At 59.6% G+C, this 24,894-nt stretch carries 22 protein-coding genes, 1 tRNA gene and 1 pseudogene; 4 read left to right on the top strand and 20 right to left on the bottom strand.

Annotated features, from left to right (window positions below; genetic code table 11):
- Window positions 1-206, top strand: a pseudogene (locus tag QUV11_RS03110) (hypothetical protein); the annotation flags it as partial.
- A 49-nt stretch (window positions 207-255) separates the two neighbouring features.
- Here QUV11_RS03110 and QUV11_RS03105 read toward each other — a convergent pair.
- The 18 genes from QUV11_RS03105 to QUV11_RS03020 form a co-directional block, all read right to left on the bottom strand.
- The gene (locus tag QUV11_RS03105; RefSeq protein ID WP_300880497.1) at window positions 256-663 is read right to left on the bottom strand and encodes a hypothetical protein; all 408 of its coding nucleotides are present in this window, start codon (window positions 661-663) and stop codon (window positions 256-258) included.
- A 1-nt stretch (window position 664) separates the two neighbouring features.
- Window positions 665-1,048, bottom strand: coding sequence for a DUF3768 domain-containing protein (locus tag QUV11_RS03100; RefSeq protein WP_300880496.1), 384 nt, complete (start codon window positions 1,046-1,048; stop codon window positions 665-667).
- Complete coding sequence (locus tag QUV11_RS03095) at window positions 1,045-1,233, bottom strand: hypothetical protein (RefSeq protein ID WP_300880495.1); 189 nt, start codon at window positions 1,231-1,233, stop codon at window positions 1,045-1,047. Before QUV11_RS03095 ends, QUV11_RS03100 begins: the two co-directional genes overlap by 4 nt.
- A 482-nt stretch (window positions 1,234-1,715) precedes the next feature.
- Window positions 1,716-3,773 (bottom strand): UvrD-helicase domain-containing protein, encoded by a 2,058-nt coding sequence (locus QUV11_RS03090; RefSeq protein ID WP_300880494.1) that lies wholly within the window; start codon window positions 3,771-3,773, stop codon window positions 1,716-1,718.
- Window positions 3,770-5,146, bottom strand: coding sequence for an MBL fold metallo-hydrolase (locus QUV11_RS03085; RefSeq protein WP_300880493.1), 1,377 nt, complete (start codon window positions 5,144-5,146; stop codon window positions 3,770-3,772). Before QUV11_RS03085 ends, QUV11_RS03090 begins: the two co-directional genes overlap by 4 nt.
- A 13-nt stretch (window positions 5,147-5,159) precedes the next feature.
- The gene (locus QUV11_RS03080; RefSeq protein WP_300880492.1) at window positions 5,160-8,093 is read right to left on the bottom strand and encodes a site-specific DNA-methyltransferase; all 2,934 of its coding nucleotides are present in this window, start codon (window positions 8,091-8,093) and stop codon (window positions 5,160-5,162) included.
- Entirely contained in the window at window positions 8,093-9,016 is a 924-nt protein-coding gene (locus tag QUV11_RS03075; protein WP_300880491.1) for a hypothetical protein, read from the bottom strand. The genes QUV11_RS03080 and QUV11_RS03075 overlap by 1 nt, the downstream gene beginning before the upstream one ends.
- Window positions 9,009-12,029: a BPTD_3080 family restriction endonuclease gene (locus tag QUV11_RS03070; RefSeq protein ID WP_300880490.1), complete on the bottom strand. Its 3,021-nt coding sequence runs from the start codon at window positions 12,027-12,029 to the stop codon at window positions 9,009-9,011. The genes QUV11_RS03075 and QUV11_RS03070 overlap by 8 nt, the downstream gene beginning before the upstream one ends.
- A 247-nt stretch (window positions 12,030-12,276) precedes the next feature.
- Entirely contained in the window at window positions 12,277-12,783 is a 507-nt protein-coding gene (locus tag QUV11_RS03065; protein WP_300880489.1) for an RNA polymerase sigma factor, read from the bottom strand.
- Window positions 12,780-13,274: a hypothetical protein gene (locus QUV11_RS03060; protein WP_300880488.1), complete on the bottom strand. Its 495-nt coding sequence runs from the start codon at window positions 13,272-13,274 to the stop codon at window positions 12,780-12,782. Before QUV11_RS03060 ends, QUV11_RS03065 begins: the two co-directional genes overlap by 4 nt.
- Window positions 13,275-13,493: 219 nt before the next feature.
- Window positions 13,494-14,414 carry a HEPN domain-containing protein gene (locus QUV11_RS03055; RefSeq protein WP_300880487.1) on the bottom strand — a complete coding sequence of 307 codons (921 nt, stop codon included), beginning with the start codon at window positions 14,412-14,414 and terminating at the stop codon, window positions 13,494-13,496.
- A gap of 429 nt (window positions 14,415-14,843) precedes the next feature.
- Window positions 14,844-15,212: a hypothetical protein gene (locus QUV11_RS03050; RefSeq protein WP_300880486.1), complete on the bottom strand. Its 369-nt coding sequence runs from the start codon at window positions 15,210-15,212 to the stop codon at window positions 14,844-14,846.
- Window positions 15,209-15,691, bottom strand: a complete 483-nt coding sequence (locus tag QUV11_RS03045; protein ID WP_300880485.1) for a hypothetical protein — start codon at window positions 15,689-15,691, stop codon at window positions 15,209-15,211. The genes QUV11_RS03050 and QUV11_RS03045 overlap by 4 nt, the downstream gene beginning before the upstream one ends.
- A gap of 332 nt (window positions 15,692-16,023) precedes the next feature.
- Complete coding sequence (locus QUV11_RS03040) at window positions 16,024-16,299, bottom strand: helix-turn-helix domain-containing protein (RefSeq protein ID WP_300880484.1); 276 nt, start codon at window positions 16,297-16,299, stop codon at window positions 16,024-16,026.
- Between the two features lie 76 nt (window positions 16,300-16,375).
- Entirely contained in the window at window positions 16,376-17,227 is an 852-nt protein-coding gene (locus QUV11_RS03035) for a hypothetical protein (RefSeq protein WP_300880483.1), read from the bottom strand.
- Window positions 17,228-17,600: 373 nt separating this feature from the next.
- Window positions 17,601-17,675 (bottom strand) — tRNA-Val (locus QUV11_RS03030).
- A 105-nt stretch (window positions 17,676-17,780) separates the two neighbouring features.
- Entirely contained in the window at window positions 17,781-18,428 is a 648-nt protein-coding gene (locus tag QUV11_RS03025; protein ID WP_300880482.1) for a TetR/AcrR family transcriptional regulator, read from the bottom strand.
- Between the two features lie 59 nt (window positions 18,429-18,487).
- On the bottom strand, window positions 18,488-19,237 hold the full coding sequence (locus QUV11_RS03020; RefSeq protein ID WP_300880481.1) for a folate-binding protein: 750 nt from the start codon (window positions 19,235-19,237) through the stop codon (window positions 18,488-18,490).
- A gap of 47 nt (window positions 19,238-19,284) precedes the next feature.
- On the opposite strand from QUV11_RS03020, the gene QUV11_RS03015 reads away from it, so the two are divergent.
- A complete protein-coding gene (locus tag QUV11_RS03015) occupies window positions 19,285-20,613 on the top strand; it encodes a dihydroorotase (RefSeq protein WP_300880480.1) in 1,329 nt (442 codons plus the stop codon).
- 138 nt (window positions 20,614-20,751) lie between these two features.
- On the opposite strand, the gene QUV11_RS03010 is transcribed toward QUV11_RS03015, so the two are convergent.
- Both QUV11_RS03010 and QUV11_RS03005 read right to left on the bottom strand, forming a co-directional pair.
- Window positions 20,752-22,221: an ATP-binding protein gene (locus QUV11_RS03010; RefSeq protein ID WP_300880506.1), complete on the bottom strand. Its 1,470-nt coding sequence runs from the start codon at window positions 22,219-22,221 to the stop codon at window positions 20,752-20,754.
- A gap of 154 nt (window positions 22,222-22,375) precedes the next feature.
- The gene (locus QUV11_RS03005) at window positions 22,376-22,651 is read right to left on the bottom strand and encodes an HU family DNA-binding protein (protein WP_289618379.1); all 276 of its coding nucleotides are present in this window, start codon (window positions 22,649-22,651) and stop codon (window positions 22,376-22,378) included.
- 237 nt (window positions 22,652-22,888) lie between these two features.
- On the opposite strand from QUV11_RS03005, the gene QUV11_RS03000 reads away from it, so the two are divergent.
- Window positions 22,889-23,314 (top strand): rubrerythrin family protein, encoded by a 426-nt coding sequence (locus tag QUV11_RS03000; protein ID WP_289618378.1) that lies wholly within the window; start codon window positions 22,889-22,891, stop codon window positions 23,312-23,314.
- 227 nt (window positions 23,315-23,541) lie between these two features.
- A complete protein-coding gene (locus QUV11_RS02995) occupies window positions 23,542-24,885 on the top strand; it encodes a heterodisulfide reductase-related iron-sulfur binding cluster (protein WP_300880479.1) in 1,344 nt (447 codons plus the stop codon).
- Window positions 24,886-24,894: the final 9 nt, after the last annotated feature.

The raw sequence follows: 24,894 nt of genomic DNA, 5'->3' as shown, positions 1-24,894 counted from the left end.
CGTTCGATCGCGGAATGATTACAGTAGACCGCGCGCGCCGCATCCACGTCTCGCGCCAGCTGCGCGAAAGCCGCAGCCGCGAGACCCGCGACTATTTCCAGCAATTTGAAAAGGCGACACTGCGCCCGGCGGCACGGTTCGATCCGGAACCGGCCTTTCTCGACTGGCACAATGAGCACTGCTTCGTGGATTACCGCGCCGCCTGACGTGTCAGGCGGCGCGCCTTGGCCAGCAGACCCCCATCCAATGTTCCCATCAGAACAGGGACAGCTGCGCCTCCTCGCCTGCGACGAACATGACAGGCGGTCCGGCCATCACAAGTTCCCTCACGGCGTGACACACGATGATGCCGTCATAGAACCCCGCCTGATCAGCGCGCGCGCGATCGCCATCGCGACACCGTTCATGATAGGTGCGCACCGTGCCGCCATAGAGAGATGGGTGCACGAGCAGGTAGGCCTCGGCTCCTGAACAACCTGTGCCAACACAGATCCAAAGCTTTCCGGCAAATCGGAATGGCTTGCGGATGGGCTGGCCCATGCCGATGCGGTCAGCACTGTAGCTGGCACGAATATCGCCCTCGCCGCATTGTCTCTCGCTGGCGTGGCACCACGCGCCGAAAGCGAGGCGCGACGGTTCCACCGTGTGGAAGCGGGCAGCCATATCAATACTCGCTCCCCAGCATGATGGTCAGCACCCGCCGGGTCAGGGCGGGATCGGCGGGGTCCTCGCTGCCAAACCGCATCGCGCGGTCATAGGCATCGATCTTCCAGAACACGGTCACCGCAGCATCGACGGGCCGCGAGGTCGACCAGACCCCGTCCATCCCCTGATAGATCGCCCCAAAGTCGCGCTCGCCATAAGGATCATTGTCGGGCGTGAAGGCACCGAAGGTCTCGACCAATTCGCGCAGGCGTGACTGATCGGCTTCGGGCAAGGCCCGAATGCCCTCAGTCGCCACCACCACACAGGAAACCCCCATGGCGCGGCGCGCCAGATCATTGAGCCGCGCAATCCGCTCGGCGCGAGTCAGCACGGCGCCGCTCATGACGCAAGGCTCCCGCCACACTCGCACAGCCGCACCAGCTTGCCGAAATCCTCGCTCTCGCCCAGCTCGGCCGCCAGCTGCTGCACCGCCATCAGTGGCAAGCCATTGTCATGCGCCAGCATGCGCAGCCAGTCCTCGCGGCACTCGGCCCCGCATGCGCGGTAATTCAAGATCAGGTCACCCATGGTCCAGTCTCCTTCAGGCAAAGCCGCATCCGTCAAGCGGCATGCGGCTCTGCCTTCCGGCGAGGATGGGAGGGGGAGGGAAAACCCCAATCAATGCCCTGGCGCGGGCCAGCGGGCGAAGCCCGCCACACGGAGGTGTCGATTGGGGTTTGGGAACGAGAGGGCAAAGCCCTTGGCGTTCCCCTCAAGGATCGCAGCGGCGATCCGCACAGACAACGGCGCCCTTGCACGGCGCGAAGCCGCCGGACGCCCTGCGCCCGGGCCAAGTGGGCCAGCGGGCGTCCGGCAATGAGAGAGGCAAGAGCGCCTGCGGGTCAGCTCAGGAACGCCGGGCCCTCGGGAGCGCGAAGCGCGGAAAAGCGCGCGTCCTCCAGAAATTCCCGCTCCGCTTCCAACCGCTCCTGATCGTCACCCGGATGGGCAGGGACTACAGGCCCGGTCCGCGCCAGCGGATAGAGCAGGTTGCCCGGCAGGGTAGCACCTTACTGCCCCTTCAAATCGTTCAGATACTCCGAAGCTGGTTTCACCCCCGAGACCATCAATCGATCTCGGGCGCGAGTACATGCCACGTAAAGCAACCGTCGCTCCGTCTCGTAAATGTCGTCCAGCTCGGCATCGTCGGCAGCATCCGCGACCCGCTCGTCCAATGGCAGGATACCTTCGTCGCAAGCCAAAACGGCAACAGCCCGGAATTCGAGGCCCTTGGCAAGATGCATGATGTTGACCGTGATGGCATCATTACCGGTGATGCCCTCAAGTCCACGTTTGGCCCTCCCAACTTGAGCCGATGTCCGCACGAACAGGCCAACCTCTGATAGGGCAATGCCATCTTGAAGCGCACTAGCAACAAATTCGCGAATACCTGCGATTTCATCTTCGGTGGTGGCGTATCGCCGTACGATCGGTTCCGGTCCTTCAAAGACCGAGATCGTTCCTCGCCGTTCGTCTTCGTTGCCGTCCACGTCACGCAGTACGGACGGTAACAGAAGATCAGCCGAGCGTCTGATTTGCTGTGACGTCCTGTAGCAGACCTTGAGAGTAAATGACCGCCCGCGCACATCTACACCCAGTCCCTTCCAGGAATAGGGATGCTGAAAGATTCTTTGGCCAAGATCACCAGCCAAAAACAGCGCATCGGCATGACCGGGGGCAATAGCTGCGAAGAAGCGCAGTTCTGACGGGCCAAGGTCCTGGGCTTCGTCGATCACGATATGATCGAAAGGCTTGTTGGATTTCTTGGTCAATCGCGATGCGAGATCGGTGAAGACGGCAGGCCAGGTCGTGTAGCGCTCTGCTTGCAAAGCATTGCGGACCGCCTGAAAGATAGGCCACAGCCGCTCGCGCTGCTTGGGGCCAAGCCTGCTCTTGCGGCCCATCCTCTCGACCTCAACGTATTCGTCCATCGTGCCGATGCTCCATGCATCAACCACGTTGGTCCATTCGGACAGCAGGAAGCGATCCGAAAAACCTTTGAGATCTGCCTTAGTCGCAGCTTCGAGGATTCGTTCGCGCAACAGAGTTTCTGGGGCAATGCGCGGGCGCACGCCATATTCAAGTTGGTGAAGTTCATCGGCAATGGTTTTGAACGACGCAGTGGTAATGCGCGGTACAACCGAACCGGTGTCGGGCGCCAGCACGGACACCTTGACGCGCAGCGCATCGGCCAACTGCTGCGAGAACGTGGCGAGTAGGACCTTGGCTGCCGGGGTCTCACGCGCAAGCCGCACCGCGCGGTGGAGCGCGACCACTGTTTTGCCGGTGCCGGCTGAACCGGCTACACGCGCTGGCCCAAAAAAGCTGCGTTCTACGATATCGCGCTGTGAAGGGTGGAGAAAGACACCCCACTTCTCCCAAGGGTAGGCCAGCGCCTGTGCCAGTTCCTCTTGGTCAGCGATCGGGCGGATGCGGCGAAGCGCATCGGGATGGGCGTAGGGATCAGCGGGTATCTTCACTGCCGGGACGGGCAACTTGCCGCTTGCCGCATACTCCAGCAGCGCTTCGCTAGCTTCGGCAGGCAAATGATCGGCGAGGGTAAAGAACCCTTCTTCGGTTGCCGCACGAACGTCGGCAAGCCAATCGGTTGGCACGCCGATTGACAGAAACGCGTCTTCGTCGAGCGAAGCAAACAACTGAGGGGCGTCGTCTTTCTTTGCCTTGTCAGGTTCAGGAAACACGAAGTCGAAAGTCGCGGGCGGCGAGACGTTCTCGACCATTTCGCGGACTTCGACGATCTGTATCGCCCCGGTTGTTGGGTGCGCTTCGATGCGGCGACGCTCGGCCCAAGCATAGGCTTTGTCGTGGTGATCGACATAGGCGACCAGTATCGAATCCGCCGTTCTGTGGACGATCAGCCGAACGTCGCGATTGACCCGCGCCGACCAGAAATTGCCGTCCTTAGATTTGTCGATGCGATGGAGCTGCAGGCCGTTCCCGCTGGGGTCCATCTGCAGATCGAACACACTCGCCTTGACCGCCTTCTGATTCTGACCAGACAGACGGTTAAATGCGGCAGTAAAGGTATCGGCGATCAGAAAATTCATGTTCTGGGCGTGCCACATTCATTGGCATTCGGCGGCCACCGCCAGTCTTTTCCATCGGTGGTAACCGAAACCCACTGGTTCCATTCCTTGCCGTGGCATTGGACGCACTGAGCGCAGCGGCGGGTCTTCCGTGCGAGATACTGATCAAGCGTTTGGCCGGTCTGCCCGCCATTGCGCACAAACAGCTGCTCATCGTTGCCGAGCCAGTCGGTCAGCACAGAAAAGGCGTGATCGTTGTTCCTCGATCCGTGGTGCGGGGCTGTTATCAGCGTTTTCCGGGCCGGCTTGTCGAACGGCCGCGGAAAATCCTTCTCAGGGCGTTCGACACCATGCGCCAATCGCGAGTCACCGAGGAACAATACGGCGGGCTCCCGGTCACTTTCGGGGCGATAGAAAACCAGCGACTCAACGTTCTGACGCGTGAGGCGTAGGCTATGGAAAAGTGTCAGATTGGTGAGCCTCGCCGCCTTTGTACGCGATGGCGCCACCTCGACCGCACAGCATGGTTCAAGCAACCCGGGCAGGCCACCGAAGGGCACCTCGTCCTTTTTGTACTCGCCAAAATCAAACCAGCGGACGCGGATTTTATTAACCAGGGCAGACGTTGCAATCTTGTGGATTGCCTTCGCTGTCTCGGCAACTTCGGCAAACGCGACCTGACTTTCTGGAGCCATCTTCAGGTAATGGGAAAATGATATCTCGCCGGGTAGATCAAACCAACTACGGTATACCGATTTGTCGCTCAGGGCTGTTTCGAGGAGGTCGATCTCTGTGTCGGTCTCCTCAAAATCCGCCCGCAGCTGCTCGGCTTCGATGTCGGTCAGTCCAAGTCCGAGACTATGCTCGCCAAAGGCTGCTTCGATCTTGAGCAAATACTCGACATCGTCGATCCGCGAAACCGCCGTTTCGAGCTCACCGTCGGCAAGCATGGCGCTCGCCTTGAAATAGCGATTTTCGCGTGAAAGGCTGAAGCCTTCGGCAGTATCCCGCACAATTTGGGAAGCGGCTTCAATTGCCCCAGAATGCAATTTCGCGACAAAACCGGATGGATCAGTCAGGATCGAAGGAACTGCGTTCGCCCACCGTCCCGGCAACCAGAATTCCCCGATCTTGCGGCCCATCGCGTACCAATCGTCCGCCAGAAACCAGAGCCCCTGCGAGTGGTCCGCGTCCGAATGGGTGCAGATGACAACATCGATCCGGTCAATCGTGGGTTTCACATCCGCCAGGATCTTCGCGAGTTCTCGACTGTCTTTGCCATAGGCCTTGCCACCGTCGACAAGGATGACCCATTCGCGCCCATTCTCGTCCGGGGTACGGAGGAGAAACGCCTCCCCCGATTTTAACGGTAGCGCAATCAGCGTCGATGCCACGGCAGTTCTCCCCCTAAACCCCAAACACCTTCATCACCTCGTCGCCGAAGTGGTTGATCACCTTCACCGCGATCTTCCGGTTCGCGGGCCGCTCGAACGGGCGGGATGTGTCCGAGTACAAAGTCGCCCACGCATCTTCGTCGATTTCAGCCTTCAATGCTGTTTTCAGAGACTTATAGGGATCGTTTGCGCCAAGGAAATAGGCGTGGCGTACGAAGAAGCTTTCTTCGTTGTAGTCGGTGTCGATGAACCAGGCGGCGATGCCCTTGGTGTCGTTGCTGCGGATGTCGCCGGTGTTGGGGTCGAACACGTCCACGCCGTTGACCTTCACGCGGATCGTCTCGCCGCCGTCGTCGAGGATATCGACGTCGGGTTCGCCGAAGACGATGAACATGTTGCCGCGCCCGGTGTTCTTGAGCTCGCCGGACATGTGCATGTCGGGGTTGATGCGCGCTTTCAGGATGCGCAAGCTGCCGAGGCTGCCCAGTTCGCTGGAATGCGCGTCGAAGTTGAAGGCACAGGCGATGACCAGATCGAAGCGGGCATCAGCGGCTTCGCGCGCGGCGGCGACGAGGTCGGCGCGGCCGACGGTGCCGAACTCGGGGCCGATCAGGATCGCGGCGCGGCGTTCCACCTGGCTACCTTCCGGTCCCTCCATGAAGGTTCCCTGAGCGCCGATCCAGTTGCCGGGCCAAGGCAAGAGGCTTTCGAAGGTGATGCGGTCGCCCTTGTCCTGCTGCTTGACGCCTTCGGCCTTGAGGTAATCGATCACGATGGCGGCAAAGTCGTTGCTGGCGAGCGCATCGTCGTCCTTCACGCGCCTGCCTTCGGCGGCATCGATCTCTTCGATCAGTTCCTCCTCGCTGGCGGGGAGGACACGGTGGGGGGAGAGGCTTTCGACGGTGAACGGCCCTGCCACGCGGACACGTGATGTATCCTGATAGGGCTTATCGTAGAGATACTCGACATCAGCGCGCGCGGCGATGCTGGAGTCGATTTCCTTTTGGCGAGCGACGCGGGCTTCCCACCAGGATGCGTGGACGCCGACCATGTTGCTCGACCAGGCCGCCTCGGCATCGCGCGGGATTTCCCATTCTTGCCAGTTTTTGCCCGCGAGCTGATTGAGTTCGGCGCGGCGCGACTCCAGTACCTGTTGCCACTTGTCCCAGATGTCGTCGATCAGAGGATTATTGGCTATGCTTTTCAGCGTTATGTGCGGCACCCGCTCATAAACAAAGCCCTGACGAATATCGTGATGGAAGGGCGTGTCCGCTGGCGGGCGCTGGGTGAGCGCAGCTTCTTTCGCACGGCCTTCCTTACTGTCGGCTAGCAAATACCAAGGATAGCGAGCGGTCATCAGCCGCGTGCGCGCCAGAGCCAGCGCGACGCGGCTGGTATCCATGGTGATCCAGCGCCGCCCCCATTGTTCGGCAACATAAGCAGTTGAGCCCGAACCGCAAGTAGGGTCGAGCACAAGGTCGCCTGGGTCAGTTGCCATCAATATGCAGCGTTCGATCACCCTCGTTCCGGTCTGAACCACGTAAACTTTTGGATCTGAACGACTGGTGACCCCACCGCTCACGTCGGACCACACGTTGTCGAGCGCTATCGCACTGAAATCGTCATAGTATTTGCGGTACGACAGTGTTTTGCCTGTCTGAAGAAAGCGATCAGACTTCTTCACTCGGTCCATACCACGCTCAGAAGTGCGCCAGCCTCCTGAATTAGGCCTATACGTCTTTCCATTGTATTCGAATTCGAAAATTGTCGTTTTTGACGCAGTGCGAGAAGTCATTCCTTGGTCACGGAAATATCGTGCGCCAGAAGGAATTTTCGAATTATCTTCCGCAACCTTCATCTCTCTTAAGTCGAGCATTCTAAGAGTTTTGTACCTAGAAGCGCCTTCTTCACCAGGCACTGTAGTTCGCAACAAAGACCGAACTTTCCCGATTGATTTATCTTTGAAGTACCATACAATAAAATTTGCCGTGTTATCTAGCCCAGATGAGCCAAGCCCGACCGAGGTCTTATAAGATATCAGGCTCGAAAAGTTCTGATCTCCGAAAACTTCGTCCAGAAGCGCCCTAACACGATGTACATTCTCGTCCCCGATCTGCACGAATATGCTGCCACTATCAGTCAGTAGGTCTCGCGCTACCGTTAGGCGATCACGCAGATAGGCGAGGTAGGAGTGAATGCTGTCCTTCCAAGTATCGCGAAACGCCTTCACTTGTTCCGGTTCGCGACTGATATCGGCTTGCTTCCCATCCTCGACTTTCGTTGACCTCGTCGAAACCTGCCAGTTGCTGTTGAATTTGATCCCATACGGTGGGTCGAAATAGATGCATTGCACCTTACCGCGCAGGCTTTCCCGTTCGGCAAGGCTCGCCATGACCTGAAGGCTGTCGCCCAAAATCATTCGGTTCGACCAGTGCTGGTCGTGCTGATAGAACTCAGCGCGCTGACCCGGCTCAATGCCGTTGAAATCGGCGAACATATCGGGAGCGTCGCTCTCCGCTTCGCGCTTCATTGCCGCCCGCCGCTTCAGATCGTCGATGATAGCCTTGGGATGGATTTTCTCCTGAATGTAGAGCGGTGGGACGTTGACGATCAGGTCCGACCAGTCCTGTGTATCCTTCCCGCGCCACACCAGCTGCGCATCACCGAGCTCCAGCTCGCCGGTTGCAGCTAGCTGCTCCATCTGCGCCTTGGTGATGCGGATTTTCGCGCCGTTCCAGATGAGCTGCGGATCAAGCTCCTCCGCCCGCTCGCGTGCCTCACCCTCGGCCAACGGACGTTCGCGCGGGTAGGCCTTGGGTGGCCGGGGCGCACGATCCTCCTCGCGCAGGAAGAAGCTTTCCATTTCTGCGGTCGGAATGTTCCGACGCGACGCGGCATCATGCTTGAGGGCATCGATGGATTTGGGCGGTTTGGGGGCGCGTGCCATTATGGTATTCTCTTCCAAACTTTTGATAATTCTCGGCAATAGGCTTGAGTTTGATCCTCAAGCCAATTGATCGCTGCGGGCCAGTCCTTTGCGCTGTCAATGGAACGATCAAACTCCTTGTATAGGGGTCTTTGCTCGAAATCATTATGGGCGACTAGCAATGAAGCTAGCAGCTCCTGTTGCTCGTCAGAAAACTCATAGAATGGGTCAGAGCCAAATGTTCGTCCGCCCCTCACAAATAAGCCCGCACCGTCAATCCAAAACCACCGGGCTACAAAAAGATCTGTTCCAGGCACTTCTCTCCATCTAGTTGCACCATGCCCCCCTCCACCTAGATCATTTTCGGCCACCGGAAAAAGTTGGACATACATGTCCCAAAATTGCTGACGCTCTGTCCTTTGGCCTTCAACAATATCATGCTGCTTACCTGCGAGGCGTTTTTCCCAATTGTTTGGACGCTCGATGACGTCAAATAGGGGCGCCATTCTTGAATCACCAATCTTCACTACGCTAATCTCAATAGCGAAAAACTTAAATTGTTCTGAAGTGTTTGTATTGAGCCACTTTATCGCTGAAAGATGAGAATCGCGAAAATTTGGCGCTATCCAAACGACATAATTGGCCTTTATCCCTGAAAGATAGGTCAATATTTGTCCGAGATGATTATGGTCTGATGTTCCAAATTGGTTCTCAATCAGGATGATTTCTTCGTCTCTTGTTGTTGCAACGATATCGGCACTGTAGCGGTCGATCCCACTTGGATCTGTTTTTACCTCTATCTCAGGGTTTATGATTTGAATTCCAATTGCTTGAGAAATTTTGTCAATGTTATCCTTCAGCCAAGGCGTGAAATCTCTTGGTTCGTTCTCCCACGCGTCAGTTAGGCTGACCGTGGTAAGCGTGCCGAGTTCTTCCTTAGGCATGGGGTAAAGCTCCCTCTAGTCTTCCAGCTGGATACGACCGCAAGCGCTCGGCCAGCGCCGCAAAATCATCTTCCATCATCGCCCAATCGCTGAATTCAGCGAATTGCCAGCGACCAAAACCGCCGAGAGAGTTGACGCCGGGGACCCAGAGGTCGCGCATGGTCGCCGCCTTCAGCTTTGCATCTTCGCCACGATAGCCCTTGACCTCCAGCACGAGATTGAGAGGATCGTCGCGTCCATCATCGAGCCGGACAAGGAAATCAGGCGTGTAGCGGCGCATCACCGAGCCATCGAGATAGGGGACTTCGAAGCCAAGGGCCTGGTTCTTGGCATAGGCGATCACACGCGGATGGCCTTCGAGCACCATTGCCAGCTGCTCTTCCCAGCTGCTGTCCTTAACGACATGGCTGATCTGGCACTTGGGTGGACGGGCACCGGTGGTCCAACAGGCCTTTGAGGTGATGAAATTGACGAAGCGGGTCGATCCCTTGGGGTTATAGGGGTCGAGCACGGCTTTGACCGGGCTATCGCTGGCGCGAGATAGCGCGATGTGGATCTTCTGGGCAGCGCGGGCGAGCTGATCTTCATATAGAATCGCCCCGACCGGCACTCCAGCGCAGACCAGATAGCCGCCATCGAGCCAGCGGCGCGCGATACGCTGGATTTGCGGGAAAAGGTGCCGCTTGGCCAGACCGTCCTCGTCGCGGAAATGATGGTTGAGCAGATACTTGCCGAGATTAAAGCTGATCTCCGAAGGTCGTAGGTGCTCGAGCACTTCGGTGGTGATCGTAACACCCTGGCCGACAATCCCCTCCATCAGCACTGAGGTCGGACCGATGTCGGCGGTGGTGATGATCAGCTTGGACTCGTCGTCAAATTCGGCGGTCAGCCGTTCCTCGGGCAGGTCTTTGCGGTAGCCGCTGATGCGGGGGAATTCGATTTCCTGTTCGGCCCGCTCACGGATCGCATAGACACGGGTAACCGGGCGGGGCTTGATAGGCTTGGCGGTCCGAGGTTTGCCGGTGAAATCAAAGGGGATGCCCATAATGTCGGCATATTCGACCGGGAACAGCCCGGTTTCCGGATCGAGATCGTAGGATTGTCGGCGCAGGCCGCGCCCAACGACCTGTTCACACAGAAGCTGTGTGCCGAATGCCCGCACTCCGAGGATGTGGGTGACCGTATTGGTATCCCAGCCTTCGGTCAGCATCGAGACCGAAACCACGCAACGGATTTGCTCCCCAAGCTTGCCCTTGCGCCCGACGGTGTTCATTACCTCGCGGAGCAGTTCACCATCGGTCACCTTGTCGCCCAAACCGGCACCATCGCGCCGGGCAATTTCGCGCTTGAATTGGTCTATTTCGGTCGCGGCGATGTCGCGAAAGCTTTTGTCGATGGTGTCGCCAGCTTCAATCTGTCGGGAATCGATCAGCAAAGTGCGTGGCCTGGGGAAGCGTCCGCCGGTAGGGTCGTAGTTGCTGAACAATTCGAGATTACCGATCTCAAAGGCAGCGCGGTCACTGCCATCTTCGCCAAGGTCCCGCTCGAAGCCCGCGATCCATTCGAACACAAGGCGGGATATTGCGGTGTTCTGGCAAACGACGATAAAAACGGGCGGAACGTCGATGCCTTCGCGGTCCCAAAGGTCGAAGGTTTGTTTGTAGTGGCTGTAGAGCGCGTAGAGCGCGGTCCTGAGCTCGTTTGGCAGGCTTGAAGGATCGAGCTTTCCTACGGCAGCAGCACTTTTGGGCAGGTCCTTGCCAACGTGCTTCCACAGATCGCGATAGACCAGCGATTCGACCTGCGGTAGATTGTCTGCAACCGGCACGCGGGGCAGCTTGACGATACCGCTTTCGATCGCGTCCATGAGGCTGAAATCGGATACGACCCACGGGAACAGGAAGCCTTCGGGATATCCCGAACCGCGCAAGAAAAACGGCGTGGCTGACAGGTCCAGAACAGCACGAACGCCGACCTTGCGTTTCAATGCCTCGATCCCGTTGATCCAGAGGCGTGCAGCTTCCTCGTTTGCCTCAGCTTCCTTCTTGTCTTCGCCTTTCAGTTTTTCCTCTTCGCCGCCGCTCTTGTGACGATAACAATGGTGTGCCTCGTCGTTGATGACGTTGACGTTTTTGTGATTGAGCAAATCCCCACATGCGCGCCGGAGCATGTCACCGTCGCTCTCGATCGTGCGAATTGGTTCAGGGTCGTTGCCTTGAAGCAAGCCTTTGGCGACTTTCCCGCTCGGGCCGTTCTCCCTGTGCTGGAAAGCATGGTAGTTGGTGATTACGATCTCGGCGCGCTTTACCTCGTTCAGCATTTCGGGAGGCACCAGCTCCCGCTCTTCGTAGTAGTTATCGGGGGCGCTCGGCATGAGAACCCGCAACCGGTCCTTGATGGTGATGCCGGGTGCGACGATCAGGAAAGCGCGACTGAATAGCTTCGAGTCTTTGCGCACGGCGTTCACCGTCTGCCATGCAATGAGCATCGCCATCACGGTCGTCTTGCCGCTGCCAGTCGCCATTTTCATGGCCAGACGGAACAGTTCAGGGTTGGCCTCTTCGTTTGCCTTCTTCAGCTGATCGAGCAGGCCTTTTGTCGCCGCACGCTTCGGCGCAACTTCGGTCAGCCAGATGATCGTTTCGACTGCTTCGACCTGACAGAAGAATGGCCGCACAGACGAAAAATCATGGTTCCGCCAGTAATCCAACAGGCGTGCAGTCGCAGCGGTAACGCCCCAGTCGGTCGGATTTGGGATCTTTCGCCAAGCGTCAACGTAGCCCCGGATCTCATTGATGAGACTGTTCGGCGTGTAGGTTTCCAGATCGAGGGAAGCTTGTGCCGATGCCGGTGCCTTGCGTGACTTCGGCACTGGTACAATAAAACGCGACGGCCTGCGCCCAGGCTCAGCCGACCTATCGAGGGGCTGTCCATGATCATCAAGCGGGTGGTGAAGGCTCGGTTCTTTGTAAGGCGAATTCAGGATCGGTTGTTCGTAGAACGTCCCGGTCACAGCAATCTCCCCCACATTAAAAAATCTAAGACTTTTGATCACTAGGGCATGACGAGTTAACCGTCGATATGCCACGACACCACGAACACACTATTGGTAGGTGCTGAGCGGAGACGCAATCGCTGTCAGCTGGTCGCAGTCAACCAACGCCCGTGTTCCTCTGCAACTCCTGACAGAATCGATTGAGCTTCGACACGACGGAATTAGGGTAAAATCTAACAGGTGTGATGCGGCCTTGTTGGATTGGCTACCATCGCTCAATGGTGAGTTTGATTTCGGCTAATGCCCGCATCATGTGATACTCGATGCACTGGGTACCAACACCAAGCTCTTGACCGACCTCACGATAGGTCATGCCCTTCAACCTCTGCATCAGGAATATGCGTCGAGTTCGTCGAGGCAAAGCCAGAAGCGCGCACCGGTATGCTGCACGCATTTCCTGAGCCTGAATGCCCCACTCCTGGTGTGGCGGCAGTGGTGCGTCGCGGGCTTCATCCAACGGACAAATTGTGCATGCGTTGCGCTTCCGTTTGCGCGCCAGATCGATAAGCAGGTTCTGAGCTGTCCGTGTGAGATAGCCCTGCGGATTGTCCAGCCGATCAAATGCGCCGCTTTGCCAGACGCGAACAAAAGTTTCCTGCACCAGGTCGGAGGCATCAGTTGGACCAATCTTGCGCCTGAAGAAGTGGAGCAACCGCGTCCGTTCTGTCCGGTAAATTGCTTCAAACGCGCGATGGGAGCCAGCAGCGCTCATGGCCGGTCTCCCAAGCCATGTGTCGAATGAATGTCGGCATCGCGCGATGCGCGATAAAGGACGATCCCTGCCTCGATCCGATCAAGAATGAACGTGTCGCGTTCGGCCTTTGCAGCTCGAATGTCGGATTTGGCGTAAATCTCGATATCCACGGCACATCGATTGCCGAGCTCACTGTCGATAGTAGTCCGTGCACGTCGCCAGCAGCGCTCATCGGTAAACAGGGGGTGGTTGACGACTACCCAGAACTCGTAGTCGGAAAACTCGATCGTCCGGCGGTCTTCATACCATGATCGCCTGGCGTAGGGTCCGATCAGGATAATGCGCTTTATCATGCCAGGCTCAGGCGCGAGCACTGGCGCTGGATCGAACAGGCTGCGCAGCATCCGGATGACGCGTTCGATTTCCCGCTGCTTGCGCCGAATGAGATGGCCGACGCGCGCCATCACGACTTCGCGCGCGTAAACGTCGTAAAAATGTGGGGTAGTCATTTGCAGCTCGCACCACGGCGGTCCGCGCAAAAACGCACGGATGGGCAAGCGGTGTTCGCTGTGGTGCCGCTGGAGCGGCTATCAGCAACCGTCCGACGCGCAGCCGGACCTACATGATGCCTGGCAGGGTAATCCCCGGAATGGCCGCCAGTCGTTCCATCCCGTGGCGCAGATTATGCCAGATACAGGGAGTCCCGGCAAGTCGCGCGGGTTCGGCTCCTAGCTGCGGGCAGCGGTCTCAAGCTCGGCGATCTTGTCGGAGCACACCTGATGCACGACACGGCCAAGCTCCTCGACGCGTTCGCTCAGCCAGGTGAGCTCTTCCTTGCTGATCCTATAATGCTTCGAATAGCGCGCCTTGGTATAAGCCTCCTTCAGCTTCTGGAACATTGCGCGTTCGCGATGGGTGGCGTGTGGCCATATACCATAGAGTCGGCGATCCAGCCCCTCTGCCAGCGAACGCAGGAAAGCAATGTTGTGGTTGTAGGGCGTGTAATAGGTAAGTGTTAAAAGGAGGCAGGAGTAAAGGCGCTCGGTCGTTTGATGAAAATCAAATGCGGCGTCTTTGAGCAGTCCTTCCCCCAGTGCGTATCTTGCCAGTTTTTGGCGCGACATCGCGCCCGCCATCCCGTCTTCAAAATATTCACGCGCTGCTTTCAGAGCCTCGCCTGACGTCTTCGGCTTTGGTTTCGCTAGCTCGCGATCCTCCGCCTCGTAAAGTGCAATGCCATCCTTCGCCAATTCCATGAAGAACACGCGGCCATGCGAAAGGCCCTCGTTGACCTCATGCAGGCTGTGGACGATGAAGTTGACCGGCGTATGGAGCGTCTTCTCGATCGTATAGGCCCGGATCAGTCGTTCCTCGGCTTTGGCCCAATGGGCGGCGCGGTCGGTCAGCTCCTTTTGGCTGACAATGATCAGGATGTCATAATCGGATTTGTACTGGTTAGCCGAGAGTGGTGCATCGACCCAATCGCCGCGCGCATGACTGCCAAAAAGAATGATCTTGAGGATGCGCGCGCCTTTGCGCGGTCCGGTCGCATTCTCAATTGATCCGCGAAACTCGTCGAAGATCGTCTCGACGATGCGTTCAAGCTCGCGCTGTTTGGCGGCGGGAAGATGATCGAGATCTGTGCGCATGTCTCAAGAATCTTCGGGAACATTCCGGACTTTGGCAAGCGCTAAAGCCCGGTTGCGAGACGGGATGGCAATGGTGTGGACGATCAAAACACATTCGAGCCAGCTGCGGCGTATTTCCAAACTGCACGCCGAGTTGTCGCAAGCGAGCCCCGACCGCGCTTTCGTTTCATCGAGATTGACCGCCCTACGTGATCGCCTGTCAAATATCTTTGCCGACTGTCTGCGCCCGCTATGTCGGTTGAGGCGTATCTGATCGGCAAGATTTTCAGCGCAGTCATTGCATGCACGATGATGTGTCGGACGCTGCATTGATGCAGAGGGCGAGCAGCCAAGCCACCAACGCTACAGGACGCATGAAGTTTTGCGTCGGCCGTCGCGGCATTTCCTGGCGCGGTTCCTGGGCAAAAAAACCGTAGTCGCGGTGCCGGCTCATGACCGTCCTTCCGCCCTTGCCCTTTGCCGATCATAGGCCCGATTAATTTCGCCGGTGATGATTTCATCCGTCTTTCCACCGCCCATCGCGGCGCTGCGCGCATAACAGTATGCTGCAACAGCCGTGAACAATGTGCGGTCGATCATCCGCTCGAGGTCGGATAGTCGGACGCTCATGGACGCGACTTCGGCAACAAGTTCGTGGCTTTGACTGTCATCAGTGGCAGGCATCGTCTGCGCTGCAATGCCTGCTTTCACACTATGCTGAAGCGCCGCGTATCGTGTTATTCCCTTCTGCTCGGCAAGTCTGCGAAGCGCCTTGTCGAGGGACATCGGGACACGAACGGTGTATTGAACGGATCTCATGATGCTGCCTCCCCGAGGGTGCGCCGCGTACTCTCAGGATTCGGCGCAAATTCGCGGTCTGGGCTGATAACCTCAGCCCTGCACTCGGAGCGCACTCTCGAAAAGCGGCGGAAAAGCTGGATGCACCCGTGCGTGAGGTGTGTATCCAAATTACGGGTCCGATGCGAAGCATCGCGGCCCTGCAACCTTGCCGGAAAATGGGTCGGTTCAGCAATGATCCGAGCCTCCCGGGAAGGGCACGCCTGTCGAGCCGATTGCGTCGTCGCGTCGTCGCAATCGACCGTCGTTCCATGAACTTCGAGATCGAAATTGGCCGGGTCGAGTTCGATCGGGGCAATTGCTTTGTCGCGGTGGTGGCAGCCATCAATAATAGTCAAGCCAGTGTTTTTGACAACCGGCTGTGCAAGGTGACAAAGGGCATCCCAATCCAGCGGATTGAAGTGAGCTTTGCCGTCGCGACTGAGCGGGATGCTACCCACAGTGGAGGGTTCCCCGCTAGTCGATCGAAGTCCGCCGTGGGTGCAACATTTGCAGCTCTCATTCTGACAGGTTGCGATCGTCAGTCTCTCAAGTCTGCGCCAAGGGAAGAGTGTCGAGAGGCGAGGCTCCGCATCGTCCATGTCCCCGCAATTCGTTTCGATCAGGGGCAGAACGGTTTCCGTTATCCGCAAGCCGATAAGGGGATGAATGGCGATGTGATCTGGCTCGCCAAGAGAGCGAGGGACCGTGGACCGAAACTGGGACATGCGTTGTCCTCCGGCTTGAGACATGAGTGTGAGAAAGGGCGAACGAAGAGAGGGCCGGTCCGAGTTCAAACTTCACGGCGGGTCTGGGTGAGGCGCGTAATCGACTCGGTCGTAATCAGGGTGCGTGAACCGATCTTGAGCGTATCGACCTGCCCGGATTTGATCAGCTTGTAGATCGTGGTTCTGCCGACGCCGAGCACCTTTGCGGTGCGGTTAATCGAGTATGCGAGTTCATCCATTGTAGCCTCCGTCTGAGTGCCGCGATGCGGCTGACGACGGGATGATTTGCCGATGACCGGCGGCGGTTCCAGCGGTACGCAGAAATTCAGGAAATCAGCCATTCTGGCCCATAACGCGGTAATTCAAGGGGTTCGTCAGCCGCGTAATTGCGCGCATTCACGGTAATGCAGGCAAGCATTAAGATGCGCGATTTTTCGCGATCGTCTCGAGGATTTGCTTGGCGTATCCGGACAGCTGGGTTTCACTCGGCACATTAAGCCGCCTGTCGCGATACCAATCTTCGAGTAGCCCGATAATCAGCTTCTGGTTTCCGCGCATTCTGGAGATATCGATTGTTCGGACCTGCGGGTGTTCGATCAGCGATATGACCGCGTTGGTGTAATCATACTTCTTGGGCGCCCCGGCGCGGCTGGGTTCGGCCTTGCCCTCGGCGATGAGGTCGTCAACGTCTGCCTCCAGGAACAGCTCCCGATCGAACCAGGAGCCGATCGGGCTGAAGAACGCGCTGCGAATCGTGCTGTCTCTGGCAACATGGGCGGCGCGCAACTTGCCGAAGAAGTAACGGTGATCGACATGTCGCCTGCGGCCATTTGCCAATCGGAAAAAGGCGCGTCGAGATGTCTCGCGTTGCAGCAGTTTGAACAGCCGTTCGAGGTTCCGCGCTGCTGGATCGTCGCTGTTTGCGTACAGGGCAGCCTGCGGCGCTTTTGCTTTTAGACCCCCGTATTGGAACATTCGCCAAGTGACGATTGCGAGCAACATCAGGGTAAAGCACAGCAGGCCGATGATGACGACGGGGGTCGCCCCTGGTGCATTGCTCAGCGTCAGGAAGATTCCTGGAAGGAGCGTTATCGTCGTCGCGAAAGCCGTAGCGCCCAGCGCCAGCCTCAACGTCCAGTAGCGCTTCTCGATAACGCGCGAAGCCTGCGCTGTAATGCGGTCCAATTCAGCAAGGCCAGCCTGTTCATCCGTGCTGAGGAAGCGGGCTGCAACTATTCGGAGCGGCAATGCTTGTTTCCGGTCCTCCATCGATTTCTCCTACAGAGAAACGGCTATCCTGCCTCTATTGCAAAGCCGACACAAACTTTTGGTCGGTCGCTGCGACAACCGCCAAGACAGCCAATCGAAATTTTTCATAAGCATATGTCAGCGGCGGGCAGGGTTGAGGCGACCTGTCTCAATCGATCCGCAAGACCTAGATCGTGTTTGGCGGTCAGCGTCAGAAACGTCGCTGACGCGAATCACTCAGCAGCAGGCCTCGGCCAGAATGGATGCGCGCGGCGGCATGTGTCCGAGTGAGTTTCACGCGCGCTCAAAACGGGCCAGGCCAAAATCCAGCCAAAAAGTTTTTCATGTTTTTTTCATGGAAACACGGGTCATCTCTTCTAAGTCATTGAAAAGATGGTGGGCGCGGCAGGGATTGAACCTGCGACCCCACCCGTGTGAAGGGTGTGCTCTACCACTGAGCTACGCGCCCGCTCGCGCCTCTGCCGGTTGCGGCGGGGCCATGCGGAGCGCTCCATTGCCAGAAGCGGTGCGGCTTGGCAAGAGGGGCAAACCGGCTTGAAGCAGCGGTGGGGGCTCAGGAAATCGCCCGCAACGGCGTCACATTGGCACCATCGGCAACCGCCGTCTGCCGGGCGACAAGGCCATCGAACAGCGTGTTGATGACGATCCGCAGGTTTTCCGGGGTCGCGGTGCGGATCATGTCCATCATCACGAACGGATTGCAGAACGGCTGAACGATCAGGTTGGTGAGCGACACCACATGATCCAGATCGTAGCCGGGGAAATAGCCTTCGGCCATCGCCTCGCCCAGGATCACCGCCATATAGTGATCGGCAAGGTCGACATAGCCCCGGATCACTTCCCAATGTTCCTCGCCCAGATCCATGTTGGCCTTGAACAGCACCGGGTCGGCTTCGAACCGTGCGCGCTTGATCGCGACCCGGCGGGCAAAGAATTCGTACAATTTCTCGCGCGGGGGCAGGTCGGAGGCGACGACCTCTTCCATGATCTGGTTGAGCTCCTCGAACCAGCGCCCGGCGATCGCCTCGAAGAACGCCTCCTTAGACGCGAAATAGCGATAGAAGCTCGATTGCGACATGCCGCAAGCCGCGGCGACTTCGCTCAGCGACAGGTTGATCGCGCCGCGCGCGCGCACCATGTCTTCGGCCGCATCCATCAACTGGGTGCGGATGGCATCGTGATCATTGAGCGGGCGAGACATGGGATCAGCCTGACTGACTTACTGGGGTAAGGCGGTTATACGATAAAATCTGCAGATTATCAAATGTTGCTTTCGCCCAAGGCCGCACGCTGCCATTCGGGCAGATCCGCCGCGTTCAGGTCCTCGGTCCGGCGGTGTTCGACCGACAGACCCAGATCGTCATGGGCGATCTTCTGGCGCTTGGCATCGGCCTGGGCAATCGGCAGCACGACGATGCGGCGGTTGATTTTCTGCCGCCAGTTCATCCGCGCGGTGTTCTCCTGCCCGACATAGCAGCCCTTGTCGAAGCTCACTCCGTTCAGTTCGACCGCGTTGGTCTCCAGCCACAGGATGTCGCCCAGTTCGGCCAAGCCTTCGGGGACACCGAGCGCGAGGCGGTGCGCCCGCCAGCTTGCGTCCGCGCCCTCCTCGCCGGATACACGCGCCAGCCAGCGCCAGCCCAGGGCGGCCAGCCGTGGGTCGGGGGAGGCGCCGTCGACAGGCTCGGGCGACCAGTGGACGCCGAGACTTTCATCGCGGGCGATAGAAATCTTGCGACGCAGGCGATAGAGCGTGAGCCGCTTGGCAAGGTCGTTCGCGACATCGGCGGCGCAATCGATCAGCACGTCCGGGCCGTCATCCCACAGCAAAAAGTCGAACAGCATCTTGCCCTGGGCGCTCAAAAGCGCGCCATATTGCGGCTTTCCGGGGAGAACGAGGCGGGTGTCCTGCGTCACCAGCCCCTGCAGGAACACGCGCACGTCCTCGCCTGGATCTGCGGGCGAAAGGCGGATGAGCGCCCGGTGGGCCAGTGTGCTATGGGTGGACATAGGCCACTACATGCGTATCAACCGCAACTAATCAAGCGGAGACGGACATGACGGGCAGCTTCGACCTTATCATCAAGGATGGCACCGTATACCTGCCGGGTGGTCCGGTGGCGGCCGATGTCGGCGTGACCGGCGGCAAGATCGTCGCGATCGGCGCGCTTTCGGGCGATGCGGGCGAGGTGATCGACTGCACCGGGCTGCATGTGTTGCCCGGGGTGATCGACAGCCAGGTGCATTTCCGCGAGCCGGGGCTCGAGCACAAGGAAGACCTCGAATCGGGCAGCCGCGCCGCGGTGATGGGCGGGGTGACCGCAGTGTTCGAGATGCCCAACACCAAGCCCAACACCGATACCGCCGATCGCGTCGCCGACAAGCTCGCGCGCGCGCATCATCGCATGTGGTGCGACCATGCCTTCTACGTCGGTGCGACCTGCGCCAACGCCCCCGAACTCGCCGAGCTCGAACGCATTCCCGGCACAGCAGGCGTCAAGATCTTCATGGGCGCATCGACCGGCGACCTTCTGGTGGCGGACGATGGCGCGCTCGCGCGGGTGCTCGCCAGCGGCAAGCGCCGCGTCGCGATCCACGCCGAGGACGAGTTCCGCATGAACGCGCGCGCCGACCTGCGCGTCACCGGCGATCCTTCCTCGCACCCGGTGTGGCGCGACGACGAGAGCGCGATGCTGGCGACAAAGCGCATCCTGAAGCTGGCGCGCGAGGCCAAGCGCCGCATCCACATCCTGCACATCACGACGCCCGCAGAGCTCGAGCTGATCGCGCAGCACAAGGATATCGCCACCTGCGAGGTGACCCCGCAGCATCTTACGCTGGCGGGTGAAGAGGCGTATCCCAGGCTTGGCACCTATGCGCAGATGAACCCGCCGATCCGCAGCGGCGCGCACCGCGATGGCCTCTGGCGCTGGCTGGCGCAGGGCGTGCCCGATGTCATCGGATCGGATCATGCGCCGCACACCATCGAGGAAAAGTCCAAGACCTATCCCGACAGCCCCAGCGGCATGCCCGGCGTGCAGACGCTGCTGCCGCTGCTGCTCGATCACATGCACCACGGGCGAGTGTCGATGCAGCGGCTGATCGACCTCACCTCGGCGGGCGCGCAGCGCATCTTCGGGCTGGTCGGCAAGGGACGGATCGCGGCGGGCTATGACGCCGATTTCACCATCGTCGATCTCAAGAAAAAGTGGACGGTGACCGAGGACTGGCTCGAATCGCGCTGCGGCTGGAGCCCGTTCACCGGCATGGAGCTGACCGGCAAGCCGATTGGCACGATCATCCGCGGCAACCGGGTGATGTGGGAAGATACGCTGGCCGACAGCGCGGTGGGCGAGCCGGTGCGGTTCGAGGCCACGGAATTCTGATCCGAACTTTCGTCATTCCCGCGAACGCGGGAATCCCGCTTTTGCGGCGGCGTAGCGGAAGAAGCGGGACCCCCGCGTTCGCGGGGGTGACGATGATTGGGGCAGAGGGTTTTTCGTCCTTCGCCAACCCGGCGGCAATTACTCCACCCCGGTGCTCAACCCCAGTTCGGGAATTCCCACCGAGCGCCGGCCGCCGAAATCGGCGCGCACGACGATCACGCCCTGCTTTTCCATGTAATCGATCAGCCGCCTGATCCGGCCCGGCGAGCTGGTGCCATAGGCTTGGCCGAGCGCCGCATCGTCGGGGCAGGCCTGGCCCTCCATCGCGGCGCGGGCGATCAGCAGGAACGGCGCGTACATGTCCTGAGGCAACCGGGCGGCGGCATCGATCGCGGGCGCCCAGACGGGATCGGCGGGGTCGAACACGCCGCCGCGCGCCAGCGCCAGCCTCTGGCGGAAGCCATCGAGATCGAGCGGCGCACGTACCAGCCGCTGCATCCGGCAGCGCACCGAGAAATCCTGATAGAGCAGCGCGTCGGGCTGAGCAGACGCGCTGGCTTCGGCCAGCATGTCGCGCAGCACCGCCACGATCACCGCCTCGCTGTCGATCGCGTCGGCAGCGTCCTCGGCCTCCTGGCGCGCGGCGAAGATCGCCGGCTGGGCGGCCATCGGCGCGGGCTCGATCGAACTGATCAGCTCGTCTGCGGCGATCGGAACCGGGCGGGGCCTGGGCAATGTGGGTGGTGGCGCGCTGCCGTCATCGCCAAACAGACGGTCGCGCAACGCTTCGGGTTCGGCATCGGGCATCGGCAGCAGCGTGTGCGTTCCGGTGCGCGAGACGGTCTGCGTCGCACCGATGCGGATCGCCACGGGGCGACGCGAGATCGCCGGGCCCAGCCCCAGAAAGCAGCCGCGCTGAAGATCGCGGATGCGCTCGGCCTGGCGACGTTCCATCCCCAGCAGATCGGCGGCGCGCGCCATGTCGATGTCGAGAAAGGTCCGGCCCATCAGGAAGTTGCTGGCTTCTGCCGCGACGTTCTTGGCGAGCTTGGCCAGCCGCTGGGTGGCGATGGCGCCGGCAAGGCCACGCTTGCGGCCCCGGCACATCAGGTTGGTCATCGCGCTCAGGCTCGCACGGCGGACCGGATCGGGCACGTCGCCTGCAACCGAGGGTGCAAACATCTGCGCTTCGTCGACCACCACCAGCGCAGGATACCAATGCTCGCGTGGCGCATCGAATAGCGCGTTGAGGAACGCGGCAGCGCAGGTCATCTGCGCTTCGAGCTCGAGCTGTTCGAGGTTGAGGATCACCGAGGCGCGGTGCTCGCGGATCCGCGCGCCGATGCGGGCGATCTCGCGCTCGTTATAGTCGCCGGCATCGATCACGACATGGGTGTAGGCATCGGCCAGAGTGACGAAATCGCCCTCGGGATCGATGATCACCTGCTGGACCATCCCTGCGCTTTGCTCGAGCAGTCGGCGCAGCAGATGCGATTTTCCCGAGCCCGAATTGCCCTGCACCAGAAGCCGCGTCGCCAGCAGCTCTTCCATGTCGATGCAGACAGTCTGCCCTGTCTCATCCCGGCCAATGTCGATCGATGCGCCCACATCGGTGGCCCTATCGCCATGGCAGGCGAGTTGCAACCGCACGGGCGAGGCGGCTGGGGATAGCTATGCGTTCGACCCTATTGCTGGTGCCAGAACAACAAAACCCCGCCGGTGAGGGCGGGGTTTTGCGTAAGATACCGAGTGAACGGGCGGATCAGCCGTTTAGCTTGTCCTTCACCGCCTTTGCGGGGGTGAAGCCGAGCTTCTTGGATGCCTTGATGGTGATGGTGGCGCCGGTGCCGGGGTTGCGACCTTCGCGCTCCGGGGTCGACTTCACCTTGAACTTGCCAAAGCCATTGATCGAGATTTCCTCGCCGGCAGCAGCTGCATCGGCGATGGCAGCGAACACGCCGTCAACCAGCTTGCGCGCGTCGGCCTTGGTGACGTTGTGGTCGGTGGCAATCTTGTCTGCAAGTTCAGCATTATTCATGGGTAACGTCCTTCTGCTTGGATTCGGTGGCGGGGGTTTAGCGGCTGATTTGCGGTTCGTCACGGGGATTGCTGCTGAAATCACCCAAAATGACGACGATTGATCGTAAGTGAGAACTAATATCAATTACTGTGATCGATTGAATCGATCAAGCTATGCGGAAAAATCTTATAGCAAGCGGTCCATTCGCTCCGTAGTCTCGGGGCTTCAGGGTGACAATCACGAAGAGGATGCAGCATGGAACTCAAGGGATCGAAGACCGAACAGAGCCTCAAGGATGCGTTTGCCGGCGAAAGCCAGGCCAACCGCCGCTATCTGTATTTCGCCCAGAAGGCGGATATCGAAGGCCATAATGACGTGGCCGCGGTTTTCCGGTCGACGGCGGAGGGCGAAACCGGCCACGCGCATGGTCATCTGGAGTTCCTTGAAGAATGCGGCGATCCCGCCACCGGCGAGCCGATCGGCAGCACCACCGACAATCTGAAGTCGGCGATCGCGGGCGAAACCCACGAATACACCGATATGTATCCGGGCATGGCCAAGACCGCCCGCGATGAAGGTTTTGACGAGATCGCAGACTGGTTCGAGACGCTTGCCAAGGCGGAAAAGAGCCATGCCGGCAAGTTCCAGAAAACGCTCGACGCGCTGCTGGCCGAAGCCTGAGTTTCAGTTGAACGACAACTCGGCCTGTCCGCTGCGTTCCGGCGCGGTGGGCAGGCCATTTTTCTGATTTGGCCAATCCTCACCCGGAACGGGGAAGTGGCAGCCCGCAGGGCTGACGGAGGGGAAACGGGATAGTGCTTCCCGACAAGCATTTTACCCAGACGTTTCCCCTCCACCGCGTTGCGGTCCCCCTCCCCGTGCCGGGGAGGATTTTATGAGGCATGCACATGGCAACCGGCTATAAGGAAGGCAGTCTGGACGCGCCGACGCGGCATGTTCTGCCGTGGCGTGACGAAAGCTGGTATGATGAGGCCGCGCTTGACGCCGAGATGCGCCGGGTGTTCGATATCTGCCATGGCTGCAGGCGATGCTTCAACCTGTGCGACAGCTTCCCCAAATTATTCGACATGATCGACGACAGCCCAAATGAGGAGGTCGAGGATCTCGACGCCGGGCAGGTCAAGCAGGTCGTCGATGCCTGCACCTTGTGCGACATGTGTTTCATGGTGAAATGTCCCTATGTGCCGCCGCACGAGTTCGACCTGGATTTTCCGCACCTGATGCTGCGCTATCGCGCGGTCGAGCATCGCAAGGGGCTCACCTCGAAAGCCGATCGCCTGCTCGCCGAAACCGACCGCAACGGCAAGCTGGGCAGCGTCTTTTCGGACGTCGCCAACTGGGCGACCGATGGCGGCAACACGACCACGCGCGGTATCATGCAATCGATGCTGGGGATCGATACGCGCGCGCATCTCCCCGACTTTGCCGATGTCCCGCTGACCAACCGTGCGCCCGCTCTGGTGCGCGCGCCCAATCCGGATGCTCCCGGCTTTGGCCGCCGGGTGGCGCTGTACGCCAGCTGCTATGACCAGTTCAACGACCAGACACCCGGCGAGGCCGCGGTCAAGGTGCTGGCGCACAACGGCGTGGAGGTGCGAATCGAGCATCCCGAATGCTGCGGCATGCCCAAGCTCGAGAACGGAGACATCCCCGCGGTTGCCAGCGCCGCCGCGCGCGTCGCCGCGCACTTCGCGCCGCTGATCGACCAGGGCTATGCGGTGGTGGCGATCACTGCGAGCTGCGCGCTGATGATGAAGTTCGAATGGCCGCTGATCGAGCCCGACAATGCCGACATCGCCAAGCTTTCGGCAGCCACGCACGACATCAGCGAATACATCGTCAAGCTCTCCAAGGAATCGGGGCTTACCCCGGTCGAGGCGATGGATGCCAGCATCGGCGTGCATTTCGCCTGCCATTCGCGCGCGCAGAACATGGGGCCGAAGGCGATGGAGATGCTCAAGCTGATCCCCGAAGCGCGGCCGGTGATGACCGAGCGCTGCTCGGGCCATGGCGGCAAATGGGGCATCTACAAGGACAATTTCGACACCGCGGTGAAGCTTGCGCGGCCCACCGTGCGCGCGCTGGAAAAGACCGCGCCCGATTACATGGTCAGCGAATGTCCGCTGGCTGGAGCGCATCTCAAGCAGGCGATGGAACTGGGCGGCTCTGCCCGGGTGCCAGAACGGATCGGCCACCCCGTCGAGCTGATGGCCAAGGCCTACGGATTTTAACCCACATGG

The organism is Blastomonas sp. (assembly GCF_030373265.1).
Lineage (GTDB): Bacteria > Pseudomonadota > Alphaproteobacteria > Sphingomonadales > Sphingomonadaceae > Blastomonas.
This window is presented reverse-complemented; position numbering and strand designations above follow the sequence as displayed.

Coding starts and splice junctions, on each gene's coding strand:
- QUV11_RS03105 (WP_300880497.1), bottom strand. CDS start 663: ATGGCTGCCCGCTTCCACACGGTGGAACCGTCGCGCCTCGCTTTCGGC.
- QUV11_RS03100 (WP_300880496.1), bottom strand. CDS start 1,048: ATGAGCGGCGCCGTGCTGACTCGCGCCGAGCGGATTGCGCGGCTCAAT.
- QUV11_RS03095 (WP_300880495.1), bottom strand. CDS start 1,233: ATGGGTGACCTGATCTTGAATTACCGCGCATGCGGGGCCGAGTGCCGC.
- QUV11_RS03090 (WP_300880494.1), bottom strand. CDS start 3,773: ATGAATTTTCTGATCGCCGATACCTTTACTGCCGCATTTAACCGTCTG.
- QUV11_RS03080 (WP_300880492.1), bottom strand. CDS start 8,093: ATGGCACGCGCCCCCAAACCGCCCAAATCCATCGATGCCCTCAAGCAT.
- QUV11_RS03075 (WP_300880491.1), bottom strand. CDS start 9,016: ATGCCTAAGGAAGAACTCGGCACGCTTACCACGGTCAGCCTAACTGAC.
- QUV11_RS03065 (WP_300880489.1), bottom strand. CDS start 12,783: ATGAGCGCTGCTGGCTCCCATCGCGCGTTTGAAGCAATTTACCGGACA.
- QUV11_RS03060 (WP_300880488.1), bottom strand. CDS start 13,274: ATGACTACCCCACATTTTTACGACGTTTACGCGCGCGAAGTCGTGATG.
- QUV11_RS03055 (WP_300880487.1), bottom strand. CDS start 14,414: ATGCGCACAGATCTCGATCATCTTCCCGCCGCCAAACAGCGCGAGCTT.
- QUV11_RS03050 (WP_300880486.1), bottom strand. CDS start 15,212: ATGAGATCCGTTCAATACACCGTTCGTGTCCCGATGTCCCTCGACAAG.
- QUV11_RS03040 (WP_300880484.1), bottom strand. CDS start 16,299: ATGGCTGATTTCCTGAATTTCTGCGTACCGCTGGAACCGCCGCCGGTC.
- QUV11_RS03035 (WP_300880483.1), bottom strand. CDS start 17,227: ATGGAGGACCGGAAACAAGCATTGCCGCTCCGAATAGTTGCAGCCCGC.
- QUV11_RS03025 (WP_300880482.1), bottom strand. CDS start 18,428: ATGTCTCGCCCGCTCAATGATCACGATGCCATCCGCACCCAGTTGATG.
- QUV11_RS03020 (WP_300880481.1), bottom strand. CDS start 19,237: ATGTCCACCCATAGCACACTGGCCCACCGGGCGCTCATCCGCCTTTCG.
- QUV11_RS03015 (WP_300880480.1), top strand. CDS start 19,285: ATGACGGGCAGCTTCGACCTTATCATCAAGGATGGCACCGTATACCTG.
- QUV11_RS03005 (WP_289618379.1), bottom strand. CDS start 22,651: ATGAATAATGCTGAACTTGCAGACAAGATTGCCACCGACCACAACGTC.
- QUV11_RS03000 (WP_289618378.1), top strand. CDS start 22,889: ATGGAACTCAAGGGATCGAAGACCGAACAGAGCCTCAAGGATGCGTTT.
- QUV11_RS02995 (WP_300880479.1), top strand. CDS start 23,542: ATGGCAACCGGCTATAAGGAAGGCAGTCTGGACGCGCCGACGCGGCAT.